18 protein-coding genes are annotated in these 17,174 nt (G+C 57.5%); 4 read left to right on the top strand and 14 right to left on the bottom strand.

Annotation, left to right across the window (positions count from 1 at the left end; genetic code table 11):
• Positions 1–58: 58 nt before the first annotated feature.
• The 5 genes from AC4FIA_RS02845 to pip form a co-directional block, all read right to left on the bottom strand.
• Positions 59–1,603 carry an ABC transporter substrate-binding protein gene (locus AC4FIA_RS02845; RefSeq protein ID WP_287473394.1) on the bottom strand — a complete coding sequence of 515 codons (1,545 nt, stop codon included), beginning with the start codon at positions 1,601–1,603 and terminating at the stop codon, positions 59–61.
• Positions 1,604–1,672: 69 nt separating this feature from the next.
• On the bottom strand, positions 1,673–3,322 hold the full coding sequence (locus AC4FIA_RS02850) for an ABC transporter ATP-binding protein (protein ID WP_490364637.1): 1,650 nt from the start codon (positions 3,320–3,322) through the stop codon (positions 1,673–1,675).
• A 3-nt stretch (positions 3,323–3,325) separates the two neighbouring features.
• The gene (locus AC4FIA_RS02855) at positions 3,326–4,498 is read right to left on the bottom strand and encodes an ABC transporter permease (protein WP_490364638.1); all 1,173 of its coding nucleotides are present in this window, start codon (positions 4,496–4,498) and stop codon (positions 3,326–3,328) included.
• The gene (locus AC4FIA_RS02860; protein ID WP_103910853.1) at positions 4,495–5,490 is read right to left on the bottom strand and encodes an ABC transporter permease; all 996 of its coding nucleotides are present in this window, start codon (positions 5,488–5,490) and stop codon (positions 4,495–4,497) included. Before AC4FIA_RS02860 ends, AC4FIA_RS02855 begins: the two co-directional genes overlap by 4 nt.
• Before the next feature lie 113 nt (positions 5,491–5,603).
• Positions 5,604–6,584 (bottom strand): prolyl aminopeptidase, encoded by a 981-nt coding sequence (pip, locus tag AC4FIA_RS02865; protein ID WP_103910712.1) that lies wholly within the window; start codon positions 6,582–6,584, stop codon positions 5,604–5,606.
• A gap of 49 nt (positions 6,585–6,633) precedes the next feature.
• On the opposite strand from pip, the gene ubiG reads away from it, so the two are divergent.
• The gene (gene ubiG, locus AC4FIA_RS02870; protein ID WP_103910711.1) at positions 6,634–7,377 is read left to right on the top strand and encodes a bifunctional 2-polyprenyl-6-hydroxyphenol methylase/3-demethylubiquinol 3-O-methyltransferase UbiG; all 744 of its coding nucleotides are present in this window, start codon (positions 6,634–6,636) and stop codon (positions 7,375–7,377) included.
• On the opposite strand, the gene AC4FIA_RS02875 is transcribed toward ubiG, so the two are convergent.
• The 4 genes from AC4FIA_RS02875 to AC4FIA_RS02890 are packed head-to-tail and all read right to left on the bottom strand — an operon-like array spanning position 7,374 to position 9,657.
• On the bottom strand, positions 7,374–7,814 hold the full coding sequence (locus AC4FIA_RS02875; protein ID WP_200813215.1) for a MarR family winged helix-turn-helix transcriptional regulator: 441 nt from the start codon (positions 7,812–7,814) through the stop codon (positions 7,374–7,376). The genes ubiG and AC4FIA_RS02875 overlap by 4 nt on opposite strands.
• Positions 7,807–8,646 (bottom strand): carbon-nitrogen hydrolase family protein, encoded by an 840-nt coding sequence (locus tag AC4FIA_RS02880; RefSeq protein ID WP_490364639.1) that lies wholly within the window; start codon positions 8,644–8,646, stop codon positions 7,807–7,809. The genes AC4FIA_RS02875 and AC4FIA_RS02880 overlap by 8 nt, the downstream gene beginning before the upstream one ends.
• Positions 8,643–8,900 (bottom strand): glutaredoxin 3, encoded by a 258-nt coding sequence (grxC, locus tag AC4FIA_RS02885; RefSeq protein WP_103910708.1) that lies wholly within the window; start codon positions 8,898–8,900, stop codon positions 8,643–8,645. The genes AC4FIA_RS02880 and grxC overlap by 4 nt, the downstream gene beginning before the upstream one ends.
• A gap of 28 nt (positions 8,901–8,928) precedes the next feature.
• Complete coding sequence (locus AC4FIA_RS02890) at positions 8,929–9,657, bottom strand: double zinc ribbon domain-containing protein (RefSeq protein ID WP_490364640.1); 729 nt, start codon at positions 9,655–9,657, stop codon at positions 8,929–8,931.
• A gap of 15 nt (positions 9,658–9,672) precedes the next feature.
• Between AC4FIA_RS02890 and AC4FIA_RS02895 the strand changes: the two genes are divergently transcribed.
• Both AC4FIA_RS02895 and hemH read left to right on the top strand, forming a co-directional pair.
• Positions 9,673–10,494, top strand: a complete 822-nt coding sequence (locus AC4FIA_RS02895; RefSeq protein ID WP_490364641.1) for a methyltransferase domain-containing protein — start codon at positions 9,673–9,675, stop codon at positions 10,492–10,494.
• 56 nt (positions 10,495–10,550) lie between these two features.
• Positions 10,551–11,615, top strand: coding sequence for a ferrochelatase (gene hemH / locus AC4FIA_RS02900; RefSeq protein WP_490364813.1), 1,065 nt, complete (start codon positions 10,551–10,553; stop codon positions 11,613–11,615).
• Between the two features lie 116 nt (positions 11,616–11,731).
• Here hemH and AC4FIA_RS02905 read toward each other — a convergent pair whose 3' ends face one another.
• Together AC4FIA_RS02905 and AC4FIA_RS02910 are read right to left on the bottom strand one after the other, a co-directional pair.
• A complete protein-coding gene (locus tag AC4FIA_RS02905) occupies positions 11,732–11,926 on the bottom strand; it encodes a ferrochelatase (RefSeq protein ID WP_103910850.1) in 195 nt (64 codons plus the stop codon).
• A 149-nt stretch (positions 11,927–12,075) separates the two neighbouring features.
• Positions 12,076–12,678 carry a L,D-transpeptidase gene (locus tag AC4FIA_RS02910; protein ID WP_103910706.1) on the bottom strand — a complete coding sequence of 201 codons (603 nt, stop codon included), beginning with the start codon at positions 12,676–12,678 and terminating at the stop codon, positions 12,076–12,078.
• 174 nt (positions 12,679–12,852) lie between these two features.
• Between AC4FIA_RS02910 and dalA the strand changes: the two genes are divergently transcribed.
• The gene (gene dalA / locus AC4FIA_RS02915; protein WP_490364642.1) at positions 12,853–13,431 is read left to right on the top strand and encodes a divisome-associated lipoprotein DalA; all 579 of its coding nucleotides are present in this window, start codon (positions 12,853–12,855) and stop codon (positions 13,429–13,431) included.
• Positions 13,432–13,457: 26 nt separating this feature from the next.
• Here dalA and AC4FIA_RS02920 read toward each other — a convergent pair whose 3' ends face one another.
• From AC4FIA_RS02920 to AC4FIA_RS02930, 3 genes are all read right to left on the bottom strand, one after another.
• The gene (locus AC4FIA_RS02920; protein ID WP_103910704.1) at positions 13,458–13,958 is read right to left on the bottom strand and encodes a L,D-transpeptidase family protein; all 501 of its coding nucleotides are present in this window, start codon (positions 13,956–13,958) and stop codon (positions 13,458–13,460) included.
• Between the two features lie 90 nt (positions 13,959–14,048).
• A complete protein-coding gene (locus tag AC4FIA_RS02925) occupies positions 14,049–15,269 on the bottom strand; it encodes a class I SAM-dependent RNA methyltransferase (protein ID WP_490364643.1) in 1,221 nt (406 codons plus the stop codon).
• A gap of 54 nt (positions 15,270–15,323) precedes the next feature.
• Entirely contained in the window at positions 15,324–17,156 is a 1,833-nt protein-coding gene (locus AC4FIA_RS02930; RefSeq protein ID WP_490364644.1) for an ABC transporter ATP-binding protein, read from the bottom strand.
• Positions 17,157–17,174: the final 18 nt, after the last annotated feature.

The raw sequence follows: 17,174 nt of genomic DNA on the forward strand, positions 1-17,174 counted from the left end.
AAAAACGCCCTGCCAGTGTGGCAGAGCGTCCTATCATTTCAGCAATCAGGTCTCGAAATCAGGCATTCCACCAGCGTTCTGCCAGACGCGAGTTGTCCATCTGCCAAAGGTTGCCGACGTTCTCGGGTGTCGCGATCTTGTTCGATACGGCCTGAACCCAGTTGGCAAACATCGGGATAATCACGCCACCTTCGTCACGCAGGATCATCTGCATTTCGGTGTATTGATCGCGGCGTTTGCCACTGTCGAGTTCGGCACGAGCGGTGATCAACAGTTCCTGGAAACGCGGGTGATCCCAGTGGCTGTCGTTCCACGGTGCGCCGGCGGCATAGGCGGATGTGAACATCCAGTCTTCGGTCGCCCGACCGGACCAGTAGCAGGCACACCACGGCTTTTTCAGCCAGACGTTCGACCAGTAGCCATCTGCGGGTTCCTGAACCACGTTGATGTTGACGCCGCCGCGCGCAGCCGATGCCTGATACAACTGCGCCGCATCAACCGCGCCTTCAAAGGCAGCCGAGGATGCGGAAAGATCGACATTGATGGAATCCAGACCAGCCTGCTTCAGATAGAACTTGGCCTGATCGGGATCGTAGGGGATCGGGTCCAGTTCAGCCATATACTGGTTTGCAGGGCCGATCGGGCTGTCTGCCGCGACGCGGCCGTGACCCATAAGAACCTTATCCAGCATTTCCTGACGGTTGATGCCGAATTTCAGCGCCTTTCGTACGTTCACATCATTGAACGGCTCAAGGTCTGTCAGCATCGGGAAAGTAAAGTGCTGGTTTCCGGTCACTTCCTGAATACGGACATTCGGGTTCGCTTTCAGCAGCGCTTCGGTTTTGAAGTCGATCCGGTTGATCGCATCCACCTGCCCGGTCAGCAGGGCATTCATCCGTGCTGTATTGTCATTAATCGCGATGTATTCGATTTCGTCGAACCAACCGGCGCGCCCGTCTTTGTAGTGGTTTTCCACCCGTTCACCGACAAAGCGCACGCCGGGGTCAAAGGATTTCACGCGGTAGATACCTGTGCCGATGCCTTGGGCAATCGCCTCTTCGATCTGGCCAGCAGGATAGATCAGCAGGTGATAATCCGACATCAGGTAGGGGAAGTCGGCGTTGCCTGCTTCCAGCGTGAATTGCACCTGATGTTCGGTGATCTTCTTCATTTCCGTGATCGGGGCGACCAGCGGCTGCGCACCGGATTTCGCGCCCTCGGCAACGTGCATCTGAAGGCTTTCAATGACGTCGTCCGCGCCAAAGGACTTACCGTTATGGAAGGTCACGCCTTTGCGCAGGTTGAATGTCCAGACCTTCGCGTCAGGCGTTGCTTCCCAATCCGTCGCCAGCTCGCCAATCAGGCTGCCGTCGGCGGCGACTTCGGTCAGACTGTCGAACACCGCACCTTGTGCCGAGGCGTTCATGAACAGGTCGGAATGCGTACGACCGTCCCAGCTGTCGGATGTGTTGGCACCGGACAGACCGGCAACCAGACGACCACCACGCTTGGCGGTTTGGGCGCGTACCGGAAAACCGGTTGCTGCCAGAACACCGGCTGCGGCACCGGACTTCAACAATCCGCGTCTACTAATTCGTGTCATTTATCGTCTCCCTGTTTTTCCTCGGCGGGGGTCTCCCGCAATTTTGGTGCACTTCTTGGGAAGCGTCTTTCAGGCCATCTTATCGGTGGCCATATCTCCTACGTTGTCACGACCGCGCTCTTCTAGCAGTTTGGTCAGCCAGTCCGGATCCATTTCGGGAACCGAACTCAGCAGCAGGTCAGTGTACGGATGGTGCGGCGGCGTGAACATGTCTGTCTTGGTGCCCTGTTCGATCACGCGTCCATCCTTCATCACGACAACATCATCCGCGATTGCGCGCACTGTGGCTAGGTCGTGCGTGATAAACATATAAGACAGTTTTAGCTCATCTTGTAGCTGTGCCAACAATTTAAGGATGCCTTCGGCGACAAGTTGATCAAGCGCCGAGGTCACTTCGTCACAAATAATGAACTTGGGTTCGGCCGCCAAAGCACGGGCAATGCCCACGCGCTGCTTCTGTCCGCCAGACAATTCGCTGGGCAAACGATCATAGAATTCAGAGGTCGGAAGTTCGATCTGATCCATCAACTGATCAACGCGCTGGCGCTTTTCACGGCCTTTCAGCCCCATGTAGAATTCCACAGGACGGGCGATAATTTCACCCACGGATTTACGCGGGTTCAGTGCCGTGTCCGCCATCTGGTAAATCATCTGGATTTGCCGCAACTGGTCTTTGGACCGTTTCCGGAAATCGGCAAGCAGGGGCGCACCGTCCAACTCAACCGATCCGCCCGTAGGCGGCAAAAGCCCCGTGATACAGCGCGCCGCCGTGGATTTACCCGATCCGGATTCACCAACCACCGCAACAGTCCGGCCTTCGTGGATGTCAAAGCTTACGTCATGCAGAACGGGCGTCTGGCCATACGAAGCATTTACGTCTTTCAGGCGGATCACCGGCGTGGCGTTTGTCTGAATGGCGGGCTTGGCGGGGCGCTTAAAGCTGCGCACAGACCACAGGCTTTTGGTGTATGCCTCTTTGGGATGGGACAGCATTTCATTTGTACTGGCCTCTTCCACCTCTTCCCCGCGCAGCAGCACTTTGATCCGATCTGCCATTTGCGCCACAACCGCCAGATCATGGGTGATATAGATCGCAGCCGTTCCGAACTGATCCACGATATCGCGGATCGCTGCCAGCACCTCGATCTGTGTGGTCACGTCCAGCGCTGTGGTGGGTTCGTCAAAGATGATCAGATCAGGACGACAAGACATCGCCATCGCGGTCATCGCCCGCTGCAACTGCCCGCCCGATACCTGATGCGGATAGCGAAAGCCGATTTCCTGCGGGTTCGGCAGGCGCAGGCGTTCGTACAAACGAATGGCGTCTTCTTCGCTTTCGGCACGGTTCATGACGCCATGGCGCACAGGGCCTTCGACATGCTGGTTGATCAACTTGTGCGCGGGATTAAAGCTCGCGGCGGCGGACTGCGCGACATAGGCGATCCGTTTGCCCAAAAGCGCGCGTTTGTCTGGCAGTGACGCTTTGACCAGATCGACACCGTCGAACAGAACCTCACCGTCGGTGATACGCACACCGTCACGGGTATATCCCATCGCGGCAAGCCCTACAGTGGATTTACCAGCACCGGATTCTCCGATCAGGCCCAGCACCTCACCCTTTTTCAGTTCAAGGTCGATGCCCTTAATGATCGGCATCCACGTTTCATCCGACCGGCCTTCGATCTTCAGGTTGGATATGCGCAGAAGGGTGTCAGACATCGCTTACTCCTTCAGCCCGGATGATTTGTGCAGCATCCAGTCCACCACAAAGTTCACCGCAACGGTCAACAATGCAATCGCGCCAGCAGCCATCAGCGGAAGCGCAGCCGCAAGCGGAGAGAAGGCGGCAAAGTTGATGAACTGCGCCAGATCGCGTACCATCGTGCCCCAATCGGCCAAGGGTGGTTGGATGCCGATGCCTAGGAACGACAGCGCGGAAATCGTCAGGAAGACAAAGCAGAACCGCAGGCCCAACTCCGCCAGCAAGGGGGCCGTGGCATTGGGCAGGATTTCACGGAAAATCAGATAGCCTAAACCTTCACCACGCAGCTTGGCGGCCTCAATGTAATCCATCACAACAATTGACTGCCCTACGGCACGGGCAAGGCGGAACACGCGGGTGGAATCGATCAGCGCGATGATCAGAACCATGTAAACGGTCAGCAACCACTGCTGCGAACCGGCCCATGCGCTTGCGATGGTCATCAGAAGCAGGGCAAAGATCAGCGACGGGATCGCCATCAAAACATCGACGATCCGCGACAGGATATTGTCCAGCCAGCCGCCAAAAACAGCCGCTAGAAATCCAAGGCTGCCGCCGACAAGGAAGGCCAGACAGACCGTCGCAAAGGCGATGCCGACGGTGTTCTGCGCGCCATAGATCAGGCGGGTCAGCAGATCGCGACCGATCTGGTCTGTTCCCAGAAGATGCGCAGGGTCACCGCCCGTCGCGGGGTTGCCGCCGGGCAGGACGTTGACGTTCTGGAACACCTCGGCCTGACCGTAGGGCGCCAGCACGCCCGCAAAGATGGCGCAGACGGCATAGATCAGGATCACCAGAAAGCCAAAGCTGGCGGTTAGCGGCATCTGGCGAAAGGCCTTCTTTGTGGCTTTGGTGCCAATCGTCCGACCCAGCAAGCGGAATGCATAGGCGGCAACGATTGAAATGGCCAAGCCTTGCACAAACCAGCGGAAGAACACGGCGTTGGGCTGGAACCAGAGCCAGACGCCAAACGCCGCGACGGCGACGCCCAGCACATAGCCAAAGGCAACGGCCAAGGGCATATCGCGGAACCGCGGCTTGTTTCCGGTCACCACCTGCGCCAGCTTTCGCAGACCCCAGCTGATCGCCAAAAGCGCCAAAAGCCCGCCTATGATCCAAAGCAACGTGATCATTTCGGATGCCTCAGGCGCGGGTTCGACAGGATCGACAGGATGTCGGCCAACAGGTTCAGAAGGATGTAGACCGCTGCAAAGATCAGGCAGCAGGCCTGCACCACGGGAATGTCCCTGATCTTGACGCTATCGACGAACAACTGGCCCACGCCCGGATAGACGAACACCACCTCGACCACGACAACACCCGTGACAAGATAAGCAAGGTTCAGCGCGACCACATTGATGATCGGTGCCAGCGCGTTGGGCAGGGCGTGATGCACGATCACGCGCATCGGCTTCATGCCCTTCAGACGCGCCATTTCGATGTAAGGGCTGGCCAGCAGGTTGATGATCGCCGCCCGCGTCATCCGCATCATGTGCGCTGTGACGACAAGGGTCAGGGCCAAAGCCGGCAACATGGTTTTTTCCAACCGGTCGCTGAACGCCATGCCATCATAGATATTTGACAGTGACGGCAGCCACGGGTTCAGAACAGCCAGAAACAGGATCAGGATGTAGGCGACAAAGAACTCGGGGCTTGAGATCGAGGTGAGCGTGAACACGTTGCTGACCTTGTCAAAGGCCGAGTTACGATACAGCGCAGCCAAGATGCCAAGCCCGATGGCAAAAGGCACTGCGATGACGGCGGTGACGCCAGCCAAGAACAGGGTGTTTTTGATGCGCGGCGCAATCTGGTCGGCAACAGTGGTGCGTGTACCTGAATCCTCGCCCACAAAGCTGGCAAAGTTCGCTTGGGCGAACGACGTGCCCAGATCACCCTGCAAGACGCCCGCAAGCCATGTGAAGTATCGTGTGATCGGTGGCTGATCCAAACCCAGATCACGGCGGATGGCGGCGACAGCCTCGGGCGTGGCGCTTTGGCCAAGGATGGCTTGCGCAAAATCCCCGGGCAGCATGTTCACAGCGGTGAAGATGATGATCGACACGACGAACAGCGTTAGCAGGCCCAACAGTAACCTTTGGGCGATGATTTTCGGTACCGAATTCACGTGTTCTTCGTTGGTCTTGCCAAATGGGTTCTGGTGAACCCGCAGCGAAACACGGCAGGGATGGCACGTCAACGCAAAGACGACGAAAAGCGACTTTTAATGTCGCTTTTAGGCTATGAAGTGAGCGTCTGCGCGAATTCATCCATAGCGCGGACAAGTTCGGCGCTGATCCCCGGCTCAGAGAGGGCATGGCCCGCGTTGCGAACCATGCGCAGCTCGGACGCTTTCCAGCTTTCCGAAAGTTCCCACGCACGTTGCGGCGGGCAGATCATGTCGTACCGTCCCTGCACAATGACGCCGGGAATGTGCTGGATGCGGTCGATGTTGTTCAGAATCCAACCGTCTTCCTCAAGGAAGCCGCGGTTGATGAAGTAGTGGTTTTCCAGCCGCGCAAAGGCGCGGGCATATTCACCGGGCGCATCGCCGCCATTGCCGTTTGACGCAACCGAGGCCAAGGCATTTTCCCACGACGACCATGCGCGCGCGAAATGGGTTTCGATGCGTAGATCGCCACTGAACAGGCGGCGATGATAGGCCCCGATCATGTCGTCACGCTCTTCAGGCGGGATCAGGCGGGCAAAGCGCGCCCAAGTTTCCGGCCAGAACTGTCCGGCACCGCCGCCGTAGAACCAATCAAGCTCGGCTTGCGTCATCAGGAAAACACCGCGCAAGACAAGCGCACGGACCGACTCGGGATGGCTGATGGCGTAAATCAGCGCCAAAGTCGCACCCCAAGACCCGCCAAAGACAATGAACTTTTCGATCCCCAGCTCTTCACGGATGTGTTCGATGTCGGCGACCAAATCCCATGTGGTATTTGCCGTGACGCTGGCATGGGGGCGCGACCGCCCGCAGCCGCGCTGGTCAAACAGGATCACGCGGTAGACAGACGGATCGAAATAGCGGCGCATTGCAGGGCTACAGCCGCCGCCCGGCCCGCCATGCAGAACGATCACGGGGATGCCCTCTGGATTTCCGCACTGTTCGACATAGATGGTGTGTCCATCAGAAACGGACATCATCCGCTGATCGAACGGATCGATCGGCGAATAAAGATACTGAACTGCGCGTTTTTGGCCCAAGTCTTTGTCCATAGCCTAGCTATATGAGACAAGCAGGGCAGATGACCATGGGATTCTCGACATGACCGACACTCAAACCACAGTTGACCCGGCAGAAGTTGCTAAATTCGAGGCAATGGCCGCCGAATGGTGGGACCCGAAGGGCAAGTTCAAGCCGCTTCATATGCTCAACCCTTGCCGGTTGGATTATATCACATCGCAGATTGCGGCTGAATTTGATCGTGATCTGTCGGCGGAATCGCCCTTTGCCGGTCTTCGGTTGCTGGATATCGGCTGTGGGGGCGGCTTGCTGTCCGAACCGATGGCGCGGCTTGGTGCCACTGTCGTGGGTGTGGATGCTGCCGAACGGAATATTCCCGTGGCGCAGGCCCATGCTGCGCAATCTGGTTTGGACATCGACTATCGCCACAACACGGCCGAGGCGCTGGCCGCAGCGGGTGAACAGTTCGACATCGTTCTTAACATGGAAGTCGTCGAACATGTGGCCGATCCCTTGGCCTATCTGACGGCTTGTGCGCAGCTTTTGAAATCTGGCGGGCTGCACATCTGTTCGACCCTGAACCGCAATCCCAAAAGCTTTATGATGGCGATTGTTGGCGCTGAACATGTGATGCGCTGGCTGCCCAAGGGCACACATGAATGGTCCAAATTCATCACGCCGGACGAACTTTTCGATCTGCTGTCAAAGTCGGGTGTCACGCCCGTGGATCGCAAGGGGATGGTGTTTAACCCGATCACGTGGTCGTGGTCGCTGTCTGACCGCGATCTTAGCGTCAACTACGTGACGGCCTCGGTCAAACCCTAGGTCGTTGTTTCCAGCTTGACCCGCAGGTCGCGCAGCACCGGCAGCGCGGCCCGCACTTTGTCATCACCCAGATCAGCCACAGTTTCGTTGATCAACGGCGTGATTGCCGCCAACGCCGCATCCCGGGCCTGTGCGCCCGCTGGGCTGATAGCCACCAGCTTGCGGCGTGCATCATCCCAATCGGGGCGGATGTGCACGTAGCCGGCGATTTCCAGCTTGGACAGCGTGTTGGTCATCGCGCCGCGGGTGACGTGAAAGCTTTTGGCCAACTGGGCGGGTGTGCGTTCATCCCCGATGCCCGCCAAATGATTAAGTACCGAAAAATGTGAGATTTCCATTTTGTTCGGCAAAACCCTCGTCAGCCTGTTTCGCAACAGCTGATCGGCAGTCAGGATTTCACTGATCAGCGAAATCGCAAGGGCGTTCTGTTCACTCATCAGGTCCTGAAAACGTTCTGTCGTGGGTCAAGGCGGGTATCTTACTCCGCGCTTTCTGCACGTCGCTGACGTCCAGATCAACCAAGAAGACCCCGGTGTCCGTTCCTGCGTCCAACAAAACGTCGCCCCAAGGCGAAACCACCATGGAATGCCCATAAGTTTTGCGGGTCGGGCCGCGGCCGCTGCTGTGCGTGCCTGTTTGGGCAGGGGCGATTACGAAACATCCGGTTTCAATCGCACGGGCGCGCATTAGCGGTTCCCAGTGCGACGGGCCTGTCGCGGTCGAGAACGCAGATGGTACTGTCAGTATGTCCGCGCCTGATTTGGCCAACGCGCGATACAGATAGGCAAAGCGCAGGTCATAGCAAATCGACATCCCGATTTTTCCAAACGGCGTGTCCGCGACAACCGCGCGGTCCCCCGGCGCATAGCCCGAAGATTCGCGGTAGGTTTCGGTTTCCGAGACTTGCACATCGAACATGTGCATTTTGTCGTAGTGCGCCGCGATCTGGCCTTTGTTGTCGATCAGGAAAGACCTGTTGGCAAAGCGCGTCTCTGGTGGGTCGGATTTGACTGCAAGCGACCCTGCCAGAACCCACAGGCCCATTTCACTGGCCGCATCGCGAAGGCCCGCTAAAACAGGGCAATCTGCTTGCGGCTTAAGCACGTCGTTCTGGTGGGCACGCGAACCGGATAGGCAGTTGGTGACCTCGGGCGTCAACACCCACTCGGCACCTCGGGCTTTGGCGTCTGCCATCATGTCGCGAACCATAGTCAGGTTCGCGACGGGATCGTCCGAAGACGTGATTTGTAAAAGGGCGACCTTGCTCACGCGGCCAAAAGCGGATCGAGCTTGCCTGCGCGATCCAGCGCATAAAGGTCGTCGCAACCACCGACGTGTGTTTCGCCGATAAAGATCTGCGGCACAGTGCGGCTGCCGTTGGCACGCTGAAGCATTTCAGGTTTGCGGTCAGGGTTTGCGAAGACGTCGATTTCGGTGAATGTTACGCCCTTATCCGTCAAAAGTTTTTTGGCGGCGTGGCAAAAGCCACAAAGGGGCGAGGTGTAGATTTCAACAGGCTGCATTGGGTTCTCCGTCACGGTTCCCCCTGATTTAGGTATCTTTTCCCACGCGCGCTAGTGCGACAACGCGCACTTCGGCTGCTTTTGCTGTGAAACAGGCTTCGGTTGCGGCGGCTAGGGTCGCGCCGGATGTCATCACGTCATCCACAATCAGGATGTTCCGGCCTTCAATCATTGCGGCCCTTTTGGGGTTTGCTGTGATCGCATTGGTCAATGTCGCAAAGCGTGCATCACGGTTTTTGCCATCAAGGCTTTCGGTGTGCCGAACACGCATCAATGCATCGCCACAGAATTGATGGCCGGTACGTTTGGCCAGAGCGTTTGCCAGAAGTCCCGACTGGTTGTAGCGCCGTTTCAACAGCCGCCTTGGATGCAGCGGCACGGGCACGATCAGGGTGTCGTTTTCCAGCAATTCGCGGGCCGCACGGGCCATCCAGATTGCGGCAGGGCCAACAATGTCGTGCCGATCACCATGTTTCAGCGCCAGAACCAGTTTGCGACCAGTGCCGCGGTACTGAAAAACGCTGCGGCCGGCATCCCAAGGGCGGGATATCCGCAGGCAGTCATCACAGGTTTCGCCCGTGTCGCTTTCACCGGGCAGCGGCGTTCCGCACTTCCCGCAGGTCAGCCCTGCGATAAACGACGTATCGCGCCAGCAGTCACCGCAAAGCCCCATGTTATTTTCCACCAAACCACCGCAGCCAAGGCAACGAGGCGGGTAAATGATCGCAAGTGTTCTTTGCACCCAAGGGCTTTGCATCCTATGTCCTTCGCCATGTCAGACCAGAATCACATCACTGATCGCGCCGCTTTGCTTATGCACCGCGCCCGTGTCACGGACCCGTCCGCCTTGTTCCTGCATCAGGCCGCAGCCGAGGATGTTCAGGATCGCCTGAGCATGATTAACAGAACCTTTACTAAGGTCGCCGTGGTCACGCCTTTTGCCGATGTGTGGCGCGCGGTGTTTCCGGATGCGGTTTGTGTGGTCGACGATGACGTGCTGACGCTAGAGCCGGGCGCACATGATCTGGTGATTCACGCTATGGCGCTGCATTGGGCGAATGATCCGGTCGGTCAGCTGATCCAATGCCGTCGTTCGCTTCAACCTGATGGTCTGTGCCTTGTCCCCTGTTTCGGGGGCAACACGCTGACGGAATTGCGGGCCGCGCTCGGGCAGGCGGAAATCGAGGTGACAGGCGGCCTTAGCCCGCGTGTGGCCCCGATGGGGGATATCCGCGATCTGGGTGCCTTGCTGCAACGTGCGGGCTTTGCCATGCCCGTGGCCGACTCCGCGACGATGACGGTACACTACGAAAGCGCCCTGCACCTGATGCGCGATCTGCGGGCGATGGGCGAAACGAATGCCCTGAACGCCCGCCTGAAAACTATCACGCAGCGGGCCGTCCTGCTGAAAGCATCCGAGATTTACGCAAATTCCTATGGCACCGAAGATGGCCGGATTCCTGCAAGCTTTGAAATCGTTATGCTGTCTGGATGGGCCCCTGATGAAAGCCAGCCAAAGCCGCTTCGGCCTGGTTCTGCGTCACAACGGCTCGCTGATAGCCTTGGAACCTTGGAAATTCCGTTGAAAGATTGACCCACACGTCAGGCAGTATACTTAGGCGTTAAAGGACAGGAAGGAACATGCCGCCCATGCTGGATGCATCGAACAAAGCCATTTGCCCGGTACACGCACCCACCGACCACCCCAAGATTATGCCAGGTAAAGTCGGCATTCTGCTGGCGAACCTCGGGACGCCCGACAATTATGACTACTGGTCGATGCGTCGCTATCTAAACGAATTCCTGTCTGACCGTCGCGTCATCGACTACAGCCCGTGGCTGTGGCAGCCGCTGTTGCAGCTGATCATCCTGACCAAACGCCCGTTTTCATCGGGCGAGGCTTATAAATCGATCTGGAACGAAGAGCAGGGCGAAAGCCCGTTGATGACGATCACCAAAGATCAGACATCCAAGATCGCCGAGTCGATGCAGGCCCGTTACGGCGATCAGGTCATGGTCGATTTCTGCATGCGCTACGGCAATCCCTCCACGAAATCTAAAGTGCGCGAGATGATCGATGCGGGCTGCCGCCACATCCTGTTCTTCCCGCTCTATCCCCACTACGCGGGCGCGACGTCTGCCACTGCAAATGACGAATTTTTCCGAGCCTTGATGGAAGCAAAGTGGCAGCCGACGGTGCGTACCGTCGATCCGTATTTCGAACATCCGCTATATATCGAGGCGTTGGCCAAGTCGATCGAGACAGCCTATGCCAAGCTTGAGAAAAAGCCCGATATTCTGGTCTGCTCCTACCACGGCGTGCCGAAACGCTATCTGATGGAGGGCGACCCCTATCACTGCCAGTGCCAGAAAACGACTCGTCTGCTGAAAGAGCGTCTGGGCTGGGATGACACGCAGATCACCACGACTTTCCAGTCAAAGTTCGGCCCCGAGGAGTGGCTGAAGCCCTACACCGTCGAAGAGGTCGCGCGTCTGGCTGAAGAAGACGGTAAGAAGAATATCGCCGTTTGTGCGCCTGCGTTTTCGGCCGATTGCATCGAAACGCTGGAAGAGATCAACGAAGAGATCAAGGAAAGCTTCGAAGAGGCTGGCGGTGAACATTTCACCTATATTCCCTGCCTGAACGACGACGCGGCCCACATCAAAGCGCTGTCTGCCGTGATCGAAGAAAACCTGAAGGGTTGGCTGGACTAAATCCAAAATGAGAGTCGCTGGCGCCTAGTTTTTAGGCGTCGCGCTTCGTTTCAGTATCTGGAAAAGAAAAAAGGCGGTGCAAATGCACCGCCTTTCTTTGTCTTTAATCGCGCTGATTAGTCAGCGGAGATCGCAGCAGCAACCAGAGCCAGCAGGATCAGCGGGACCAGGATGCCAGCAGAGGACGATGCCTGAGCTGTTTCTTCAACAACAACAACGGGTTCCATAACCACGTCGTCTTTTGCGTAGGAACCGGCCATTGCGGATGTGCCAGCTGCTGTCAGTGCGACTGCGAGAGCGAGTTTCTTCATTTTATCCTCCAGATAATTGCCTGCCATTCCAAACAATTTTGCGGAATAAGCAAGCCCCAAGACTTACCTCGTACTTTGTACTAAGCAGCAATCCGAGGTGATTGCAAACCCAACTTTATCCCTTCGGATAGAGCGCTGCCGATATGTCGTCAAATTAGCAACACCTGTGTGCCGACTTTTGCCAATTCGTACAGCTCTTCAATGTGTTCGTTGTACAGGCCGATGCAGCCGTTGGACGAACGACGACCAATTTTGCGTGTGTCGTGCGTGCCGTGAATACGGTAATACTGCCAGCTCAGGTGCATTGCGCGCGTGCCCAGCGGGTTATCGGGGCCGGGGCCTACGTAATCGGGCCATTCGGGGTTACGCTGCTTCATCGACGGTGTCGGGCGCCAATCGGGCGACGGATCTTTCAGCGTGATCTTTGTGCGGCCCAGACGTGTCAGATCCTCGGTCAGCGGGACCGATGTCGGGTACAGTTTGTAGATCGTCTGATCTTCCGACCAGAAGTGCAGGGCGCGGCTGCGGATATCGACCAGAATCGCCCCGTTCTTCGTGTTCGAGAAAAACGGCTGCCAATCAAGCGACCGGAAGCTGGACGCGTTACGGCGCACGATGTTTCCGATATCGCGTTCGATTTCTGTTGTTGCAGAGCTGTTTACGTCCTGCGCAAGCGCTGGCGTTGCAAGAACCGATGCGGTGCCTGCCATGAACGCGCGGCGGCTGAGTCGTGATTTTGCTGACTGTGTCATTGCAAAAACTCCGTCAAATGAACTTTATTCGTGACTTACATATGGCCCGAAAGCCTCAGTCGCAATTCAAACCCCTGTCATCAGGCGTGCTCACGATCAAGTGGGTTTGAATAGCAACGCATGTCACGCTATTGCGTTCCAATAGCAGAATTCTCTCACTGTGGAAAATTGACCATGAAACTATTCGCCATTCTCGCACTCTCAGTCGCTGTAGCCGTTGCAGGATGTGCGCCCACAGTCACTGAGCCGGTCGAGCAGCCGCTTGGCCCTGATGGCAAACCTTTGCCGAAGCTTTACAGAATTCGCGCAGCTGACGAGTCGCGGATCGAATTCCGTATGTTTGATTCCGTCAATTCGCTGCGGCAGGCGGCGGGCGTTGCCCCGCTGACTTTGAGCGCCCAGTTGAAAGCGGCCGCTGCAACGCATTCCCGAGATATGGCCGTTCAAAACCGCCCGTGGCACTTTGGCTCGGACGGATCTTCGCCAATCATCCGCGCACAGCGCGTTGGGTACTCGGGTCGCGTTCTGGGTGAAAACATCTCGGAGACCTACGAAACAGAACTGGAAACGCTGGCTGCGTGGATGGAAGATCCGGCCACCAAAGAGGTGATCATTGATCCGGAAGCGACCGAGATGGGCTTTGCGTGGTATCAGGAAGAAAACGGCAAGATCTGGTGGACGATGGTCACGGGTACGTCAGCGGCTGCACCTGTCCAAATCGACGTGTCTGATACATTCTCGACAGCGTTCTAAGAAATGTCCGATCCTACCGCCCGAGTTTACGGGCGGATCAGGATCGGCGTGCCGTTCTTCACCATCGCATAGATGTCTTCGATTTGCGCGTCGCTGACCGCGATGCAGCCCCATGTCCAATCGGTGAAACGCTTGTAGCCGCTGCCTTTGGGCGGACCGCCGTGGATAAAGATGTCGCCACCCGCGCTTTTGCCCAATTCAGCCGCCAAAGCGCGGTCCTGTGGATTGGGGTACGAGATGCCCAGTGACAAATGGAACCTTGAATTCGCATTGCGGCGGTTGATGAAATACAGCCCTTCGGGTGTCTTTCCGTCACCTTCGATCGCCTTGTGCCCCTGAGGTTCAAAGCCAAGGTCGATCCGGTAGGATTTCAACACTTCGCTTCCGTGCAAAAGGTACATTCTGCGTTCGCCCTTTTTCACCAGAACCTGAGTGACTTCGGGACCATTGTACGTTTTGAATTTGCTCGCGCAGCCCGACAGCGTCAGGGCAAGTGCGATGACCATGAAAATTCTGAAAACGGGCATGCTGCTGCTCAATATGTTTTCTCTGTTCTTACACGATTTGCCCGATCCGGAACAGAACGACTGTGCTGGATTCACAAACCAGTGAACGGATCACTTTCGCTTCGTCAGGCACCCGACAACTTCCACATGCGTGGACCACCGGAACTGGTCGACCGTCTGCACCCAATCAAGCTGATAACCGGCTGCAATTAGTGTGCCGCAGTCGCGGGCGAAGGTGGTCGGGTTACAGGACACGTGGGCAATCACGGGCACATTGCTTTTGGCAATCTGCGCCACTTGGGCTTCTGCGCCGGCGCGGGGCGGGTCGATGACAAGGGCATCCATTTTGGCCAGCTCGTCGGGCAGCAACGGATTGCGGAACAGGTCGCGTGCAAGTGGTGTCAGCTTTTTCAGGTTCTTGCCCTGACGCCAGCCTTCTTCCAACGCGTGGGTCATTGCCTTGTCGCCCTCGACGGCCAGAACCTCGGCCTTTTCGGCAAGGGGCAGGGCAAAGGTGCCGCAGCCCGCGAAAAGGTCAGCCACGCGTTTGCCAGAGCCTACAATTTCCTGCACCGCGGCAACCAGCGCGGCCTCGCCATCCTTCGTCGCCTGCAGAAAGGCACCGGGTGGAGGGGACACGGGCGCGTTGCCCAGCCGCAAGATCGGCTTTTCCCGCTGAAGTGCGATTTCGTCGTCCCACGAAATGCGCGCGATGTTATATTTTCGGGTCAGGTCGGACAGCGTGATGCGCAACGCGTCGTCGATCGGCTTGCCGCCCGATACAGACAGATCAAGCCCGTTGTCCGTCAGCGTGACCAACACACTGATTTCGCCTTTGCGGCTGCCACCCACGACGGCCAGTTCCTCGACCAAGGGCAGGGCAGCCATGACATCAGGGTGCACCAACTGACAGTTCGGAATTGCGATGACGATATCGGATTGCTTCTTGTGAAAGCCGGCAATCGCCGCCTTCTTGGTGCGCTTGGCGGAAAAGGCAGCACGTCGGCGCGATTGGGCGGGCGATGTCAGGATCGGGCGCATTTGGGTTGTGATGCCATGCGCGGCCAAAGCGCGTTCGACCACTTCCATCTTCCAGTTCGCGACGAAATCATCGCTGGCGTGTTGCAACTGGCAGCCGCCGCAGGATTTGGCATGGGAACAAGGCGGCCGAACACGATCCGATGACGGCTCGATGATTTTTGCGTCACGCAAAACGCTTCCGTCCAGCGTGCCCTGAACGATTTCACCGGGCAGCGCGCCGGGCACATAAACGGGGCCTTCGGCGATGCCATCGCCTTGGTGGCCCAAGCGGTCGATCTTGTACTGTTCCATGCCTGCCTATTGCGCGAAATCGCTCCGCACGTCGAGTGGGCATTTGGTTAGCGCCTATTCGGCGGCATCCTGCGTTGCGACAAAGCCGCCAGATTGGCGATCCCAATAGCGTGCATATAGCCCGCCTTTGGCCAGCAGTTCGTCATGCGTGCCCTCTTCGGCCAAGCGACCCTGATCCAGCACCAAAATGCGATCCATATGCGCAATGGTCGACAGGCGGTGGGCAATTGCCAGAACGGTTTTTCCCTCCATCACGCGTTCCAAAGCAGACTGGATCGATGCCTCGACCTCGGAATCCAGCGCCGATGTCGCTTCGTCCAGAATGAAGATCGGCGCATCTTTCAGGATGGCGCGGGCAAGGGCGATCCGCTGGCGTTGACCACCCGACAGCTTGACCCCGCGTTCACCCAGATGCGCGTCATATCCAGTGCGCCCCTTGTGATCCTGCATCGCGGTGATGAAGTCATGCGCTTCTGCCTTTTCGGCAGCGGCAATCACCTCGTCCAGCGTTGCGTCCGGCTTGCCGTAGCGGATGTTTTCAAAGGCCGAGCGATTGAACATCGCGGTTTCCTGCGTGACCATGCCGATCTTGCTGCGCAGACTGTTTTGGGACACTTCGGAAATATCCGTGCCGTCGATTTCGATCTTACCGCTTTCGGGATCATAAAGCCGCAGCAGCAATGCAACGAGCGTCGACTTGCCCGCACCGGACGCCCCGACGATACCCAGTTTTTCACCCGGCTTGATCGACAGGGAAATCTTTTCGATCCCGCCTGTTTTTTGTCCGTAAGCAAAGGACAGGTCGGTGATGTCGATCTGCCCGTGTGGAACGACCAATTCTTTGGGATTTTCCGGGTCCATCAGCGTGTGTTGCGGCGTTAGCGTGCGCATGCCGTCTTCGACTTCGCCCAGATTGGCATATAGGCCCATCAGCGTGAAACTGACCCATCCTGTCATCTGCGCCAACCGCAAGGAAACAGCGCCTGTCGCAGCAATGTCACCCGCAGAAATCAGGCCGCGCGACCAATACCAAAGCGCGCCGCCAATCAGCAGAACAGGCAGGAACCCCGCCAGCGCCATCAGCGTAAAGCGGAAACTGGCCGAAACGCGGCCAAAGGCGATGAACTTGCTTCGATACGACCCCATCGCATCCAGCGCCGCGCGGTCTTCGTGGTCGTCATGGGCGAACAGCTTGACCGTTTTGATGTTGGTGACCGTGTCCACGATTTGGCCCGTCACCATCGCCCGCGCCGAAGCCCGCGCCTGTGACCGCGTCCGGATGCGCGGCATGAAAAACCGCAGCAAGAACACATAGGCGACCATCCAGATAACCAGACCGCCTGCAATGCGGATATCGACGGTGCCCAGCATCAAAACCGCACCAACGACCGACGCCAGCGCAAACAGGACGGTATGGATGATCTCGGTCACGACATCATTCAGCGCACGGGCGGTCTGCATTTCTTTCTGCGCGATCCGACCGGCAAAATCGTTGTCGAAAAACGTAACTGCCTGCCCCAGAGTGTAACGGTGCAGGCGAGACAGGATCAGGTTCAGCACATTCGGCTGGACAATGATCGTCTGGGAATAGGCCGTCATGCCGAACAGGATGGGGCGGAACAGGGCGAAAAAGACAAACGCACCCAACAGCAATCCCATACCGTCTGAAAAAATCTGGCTGGGTTCCAGAGCAAGCGCCCTGTCGATCACCATGCCAAGCAGGATGGCCGCAAATACTTCGGCCACGCCCGCAACAACAGACAGAATCCCGGCCGCCCAAAGCGCGGGCCATGCGCCTTTGACCGCCCACAGAATGAACTTGAAAAGTTTGTTCGGCGGCGACCCGTCGGCGGGCGCGTTGTGGGGGATCCAATCGGATAAAAACATCAGTCGTGCTTCCTACTC

This window comes from Thalassococcus sp., from assembly GCF_982780845.1.

Coding starts and splice junctions, on each gene's coding strand:
- AC4FIA_RS02845 (WP_287473394.1), bottom strand. CDS start 1,603: ATGACACGAATTAGTAGACGCGGATTGTTGAAGTCCGGTGCCGCAGCC.
- AC4FIA_RS02850 (WP_490364637.1), bottom strand. CDS start 3,322: ATGTCTGACACCCTTCTGCGCATATCCAACCTGAAGATCGAAGGCCGG.
- AC4FIA_RS02855 (WP_490364638.1), bottom strand. CDS start 4,498: ATGATCACGTTGCTTTGGATCATAGGCGGGCTTTTGGCGCTTTTGGCG.
- pip (WP_103910712.1), bottom strand. CDS start 6,584: ATGGACAAAGACTTGGGCCAAAAACGCGCAGTTCAGTATCTTTATTCG.
- ubiG (WP_103910711.1), top strand. CDS start 6,634: ATGACCGACACTCAAACCACAGTTGACCCGGCAGAAGTTGCTAAATTC.
- AC4FIA_RS02875 (WP_200813215.1), bottom strand. CDS start 7,814: ATGAGTGAACAGAACGCCCTTGCGATTTCGCTGATCAGTGAAATCCTG.
- grxC (WP_103910708.1), bottom strand. CDS start 8,900: ATGCAGCCTGTTGAAATCTACACCTCGCCCCTTTGTGGCTTTTGCCAC.
- AC4FIA_RS02890 (WP_490364640.1), bottom strand. CDS start 9,657: ATGCAAAGCCCTTGGGTGCAAAGAACACTTGCGATCATTTACCCGCCT.
- AC4FIA_RS02895 (WP_490364641.1), top strand. CDS start 9,673: ATGTCAGACCAGAATCACATCACTGATCGCGCCGCTTTGCTTATGCAC.
- hemH (WP_490364813.1), top strand. CDS start 10,551: ATGCTGGATGCATCGAACAAAGCCATTTGCCCGGTACACGCACCCACC.
- AC4FIA_RS02905 (WP_103910850.1), bottom strand. CDS start 11,926: ATGAAGAAACTCGCTCTCGCAGTCGCACTGACAGCAGCTGGCACATCC.
- AC4FIA_RS02910 (WP_103910706.1), bottom strand. CDS start 12,678: ATGACACAGTCAGCAAAATCACGACTCAGCCGCCGCGCGTTCATGGCA.
- dalA (WP_490364642.1), top strand. CDS start 12,853: ATGAAACTATTCGCCATTCTCGCACTCTCAGTCGCTGTAGCCGTTGCA.
- AC4FIA_RS02920 (WP_103910704.1), bottom strand. CDS start 13,958: ATGCCCGTTTTCAGAATTTTCATGGTCATCGCACTTGCCCTGACGCTG.
- AC4FIA_RS02925 (WP_490364643.1), bottom strand. CDS start 15,269: ATGGAACAGTACAAGATCGACCGCTTGGGCCACCAAGGCGATGGCATC.
- AC4FIA_RS02930 (WP_490364644.1), bottom strand. CDS start 17,156: ATGTTTTTATCCGATTGGATCCCCCACAACGCGCCCGCCGACGGGTCG.